The organism is Gordonibacter pamelaeae 7-10-1-b, assembly GCF_000210055.1.
Lineage (GTDB): Bacteria > Actinomycetota > Coriobacteriia > Coriobacteriales > Eggerthellaceae > Gordonibacter > Gordonibacter pamelaeae.
This window is the reverse complement of the sequence record NC_021021.1, coordinates 280,990-285,164: the sequence shown is the minus strand read 5'-3', so window position 1 is coordinate 285,164 and position 4,175 is coordinate 280,990. Positions and strand designations below refer to the sequence as shown.

Genomic DNA, 4,175 nt, shown 5'->3' with positions numbered 1-4,175 from the left:
ACGGCGTGGCGCTCGCCACGCTCGGCAAGCGCGTGCGCGGCAGGTTCCGCACGTTCAAGCTGCGCGACCTGGGCTATGCCCAGTTCCGCCCGTACCTCGCCGACCTCGAGGGCGTTGACGTCGAGCAGCGCGACGGCCAGTTCTACGCCCGCCTGGCCCGCTAAGGCGGGCTGCGGACCAGCGAGGCCGGCCCGCCCTTCGGCAGCGGGCCGGCCTCGCGCCCCTTTTCAACCGCTCGTTGACGGAGGACGGGTGCCCGTGCGTCCGTGGTATCCTGCCCCTTGATCCTGTTTCCATCGAGAAGGAACCTTGCCATGAAGAAGATTCTCGCGATCGTGGCGGCCGTGGCGCTCGTCGCCGTGGGCGTCGTGGGCACGCTCGCGTTCCAGCGCGCCTTCGAGCCCAGCGTCAAGCTCACCGCCACGTCCATCCAGGAGCAGCTCACGAACTCCAGCGAGCTGGCCACGGCCAAGCTGGAGTACCGCGGCCTCGTGCGCTATGAGAACGGCGACATCGACTTCATCAACAAGAAGGGCTTCACCATGGTCTACGACGCCGAGGTGCGCGCCGGCGTGGACCTGTCGCAGGCCTCCGTGGACGTGAGCGGCCGCACCGTCACCGTGCGCCTACCGCAGGCCCGTCTTCTGGGCATCGAGATAGACCCGCACTCCATCGAGTTCTACGACTCCGCGTTCGCGCTGTTCAACTGGGAGAACAAGCAGGACACCGCCGAGGCTCTCAAAGCGGCCCAGGCCGACGCCGAGGGCAAGGTCGACCAGACCGGCATGATCGAGCAGGCGAACGAGCAGGCCCGCACCCTCGTGGAGAACCTGCTGCACCCGTTCACCGTGGGAGAGGGCGCCTACACGCTGCAGATCGTGGACGCGTAAGAGGGGCGCAAACTGCGCCCCATACGGAAACGGCGCGGCGGCCCGGTGGACCGTCGCGCCGTTTCCGTATGGGAAGGGGCTTGCCCCGCCCCGCCCTACGCCAGCTCGTTCTCGTCGAACGCGTCGCGGCCCAGGCGGAAGCTGCGGCCCTCGAGGCGCCGCTGGCGGTACTCCGCCGCGGCGGTGAACAGCACGTCGGACGAGGAGTTCAGGGCCGTCTCGCACGAGTCCTGAACCACGCCGATGATGAAGCCGATGGCCACCACCTGCAGGGACACGTCGCCGTCTATGCCGAATAGCGAGCAGGCCAGGGGTATGAGCAGAAGCGATCCGCCGGCCACGCCCGACGCGCCGCAGGCGGAGGCGGCGGCCAGCGCGCTTAGCACCACGGCGGCGAGCGGGTTCACGGCGATGTCGAGCGTGTGGGCGGCCGCCATGGCCATGACCGTGATGGTCACGGCCGCGCCCGCCATGTTGATGGTGGCTCCCAGCGGGATGGAAACCGAGTAGTTGTCCTTGTCGAGGCCGAGCTTCCGGCAGAGCTCCATGTTCACCGGGATGTTCGCCGCCGAGCTGCGCGTGAAGAACGCCGTGACGCCGCTGTCCTTCAGGCACCGCAGCACGAGGGGGTAGGGGTTCGCGCGCACGCAGGCGAACACGATGAGCGGGTTCGCAACGAGGGCGATGAACACCATGCAGCCCACGAGCACGAGCAGGAGCCGCCCGTACTCGGCGAAGATGTCCAGCCCGTTCTGCGACACGGTGGTGTACACGAGCCCCAGCACGCCGAACGGGGCGAGCGCGATCACCCAGCGCACCACGGTGGACACGGCGTCCGACACGCTTGCGAACACGTCCTTCACCGTGCCCGACGCCGTGCGCAGCGCGATGCCCAGCACGACGGCCCATACGAGGATGCCCAGGTAGTTCGCGTTCGCCAGCGCGTCCACGGGGTTCGCCACCATGTTCGAGGCGAGCGTGCCCAGCACCTCGCCGATACCCGAGGGCGTGCCCTGGGCCTCCGCCGGGGCCGCCAGCGTCAGATCGGTGGGGAACAGGTAGCTCGCCCCCACGGCCACGAGCGCCGCCGCGAACGTGCTCACCAGGTAGAGCACCACGACCGTCCGCATGGACCCCGCCGCCTTCGCGTTGGCCAGCGCGCTTGTCACGAGGAAGAACACGAGCACCGGCGCCACGGCCTTCAGGGCCGACACGAACAGCGTGCCCAGAAGCCCCACGGCCTCTGCGCTCGGAAACGCGATGCCCAGCGCCGTGCCCACGGCGAGTCCCGCCACGATGCGCTTGATAAGGCTGATATCGTTGTATTTGCGCGCAAGCGCCTTGAAGTCCACGTCTGCTCCTTGCCTTCGTTCCCTACGGTTCGGGCGCCTATGATAGCAGACCGCGCAACCTGGCCGCGCGCCGCCAAGTTCTGCTATCATGTTCGCTGCGCGAAAAGGGCGCACGTGCGGGCGTGGCGGAATTGGCAGACGCGCCAGATTTAGGTTCTGGTACCGAAAGGTGTGAAGGTTCGAGTCCTTTCGCCCGCACCAAGCAAATTTTCTGAATCTAAGCTTCTCCTAAAGAAAAAAACAGCTTTCCGCATCTAAGGCAGAGCTAACCTTTGGCGATATCTAGGGTATATTTATTAATTAGCTTTTCGACTTGATTAGATGAGACCGCCTGAATTGATCTTTTTGGTAACATTCTGCGGACTCTCATTATGGATTGTGGCGAAACATTACACTCGTCAGATAAATAAGCGGTCCTACGGTATTTAACACCTTTGTTATCCAGCATTTGCACGAAAAGACGTCTATCAGTTTTTCCCTCTTTATCGAGCATGGATAAAGGAATATTGTATTGTACTCGTTCGCCATTGCCATCGTTAATCCATTTATATTTCGCCTTTACATCTAAAGGCGTAATACTTAATGAGCTTTTTGAAATAAAACAAACATAAAGCCTTATTTTCGACAAGCTAACCTTTCCTTTACTTTCTACTAAAATTGAGCAGTACTTTATCATATTTGTGTCCCAAAAAGGCCCTGTACTTTCTATCGATACTCTGGGTATGACATTGCTTGGAGCGAGATCGTTGCTGATGAAAATCCTTTTGATTTTGTTGCGAAAGACATAGCCGAAAACTGTTAAGAGTGTGGCAACAGCTAAAGCCGCAAGCATATTTGCTAGCACATTGGATAAGAATTCTTCCACAGCAAAACCCCCGACAGTAGAGTAATCGTTCTTGTTTACTTCAGTATAAAATATGTTTGCCGCAGCTGCGCAAAATGCGCGTCCTCGCCCGATTCTCGCCTCGGCCGGGGCGCGTTGCGCTAAACTGGTCGCGGATACGAGGGGGGAGTACGCCATGCGCATGCAGCCACGACCGGAAAAACTCACGACCGAGGAGCTCGGGCAGATCGCCGGCCTGGACGCGGCCAAGCTCGATATGCTGGCCGCCTGGGCGAACAAGAAGCTCACCTGCGCGCACTGCAAGCGCTGCACGCTGCGCTGCGAGGTGCTGAAGGAGCCGGACCTGGACATGGGCCAGGTGGAGGAGGGCTACGGCGCCATAGCGGCGCTGCCGTTCGACGACCAGCCCGCCGCCGTGCTGCAGCTCGTGCAGGACCGCCCCGAGCTCTACCACGCGCTGCGCCGCTGCTGCTTCTGCGGCTTCTGCACGGCCACGTGCCAGACCCATGTGCTTGCGCCCGAGCGCATGCGCGACTGGCGCGTGCTGTTCATGCGCGCCGGGCTCATGCCGCCCGACGACTCCAAGCTCGTGATGGTGGACAACGAGTGGAACATCTTCAGCGCCTACCGTGCCGTCTACGGCATCGGCTACCCGGAGCTCGCCTCGCTCGAGCAGGCGGCCGAGCACGGGCCGGGCCTGGCGGACACGCTGTTCTTCCCCGGCTGCTCGTTGGTGAGCTACGCGCCCGAGCTCACGCGCACGGTGGGGAGGTGGCTCACCGACAACGGCGTGGCCTGGGCGCTCTCCACCGACTGCTGCGGAAGCCCGCTCATGAGCGCCGGGCTGTTCGACCGCGCCGCCGCGCTGCGCCAGCGCATCCTCGACCAGATACGCGCGGCGGGCATCGTGCGCGTGGTCACGGTGTGCCCCGGCTGCGGGGAGGAGTTCGTGGAGCTCATGGGCGACGAGGTGGACATCGTCCCCTTGCCGGAGCTCCTGCTGCAGAAGAGCCGCGCCGCCGAGCGCGCCGGCCGCCCCACGGGCTTCGCGCCGCTTCCCGAGCGAAGCGTCACGTTCTTCGACTCGTG

General features: G+C 63.4%; 4 protein-coding genes and 1 tRNA gene. 3 read left to right on the top strand and 2 right to left on the bottom strand.

Annotated elements, in window-relative coordinates; all coding sequences use genetic code 11:
• Window positions 1-314: 314 nt before the first annotated feature.
• The gene (locus GPA_RS01250; RefSeq protein ID WP_015538716.1) at window positions 315-890 is read left to right on the top strand and encodes a DUF4230 domain-containing protein; all 576 of its coding nucleotides are present in this window, start codon (window positions 315-317) and stop codon (window positions 888-890) included.
• A gap of 95 nt (window positions 891-985) precedes the next feature.
• Here the strand turns inward: GPA_RS01250 and sstT are convergent, their stop codons facing one another.
• Complete coding sequence (gene sstT / locus GPA_RS01245; protein WP_041238741.1) at window positions 986-2,242, bottom strand: serine/threonine transporter SstT; 1,257 nt, start codon at window positions 2,240-2,242, stop codon at window positions 986-988.
• 116 nt (window positions 2,243-2,358) lie between these two features.
• Between sstT and GPA_RS01240 the strand changes: the two genes are divergently transcribed.
• Window positions 2,359-2,443: transfer RNA gene (locus tag GPA_RS01240), tRNA-Leu, on the top strand.
• A gap of 64 nt (window positions 2,444-2,507) precedes the next feature.
• On the opposite strand, the gene GPA_RS18645 is transcribed toward GPA_RS01240, so the two are convergent.
• A complete protein-coding gene (locus GPA_RS18645) occupies window positions 2,508-3,107 on the bottom strand; it encodes a hypothetical protein (RefSeq protein ID WP_147274516.1) in 600 nt (199 codons plus the stop codon).
• A gap of 154 nt (window positions 3,108-3,261) precedes the next feature.
• Here GPA_RS18645 and GPA_RS01235 point away from each other — a divergent pair.
• A partial coding sequence (locus GPA_RS01235; protein WP_041238739.1) for a heterodisulfide reductase-related iron-sulfur binding cluster occupies window positions 3,262-4,175 on the top strand: 914 nt, incomplete at its 3' end.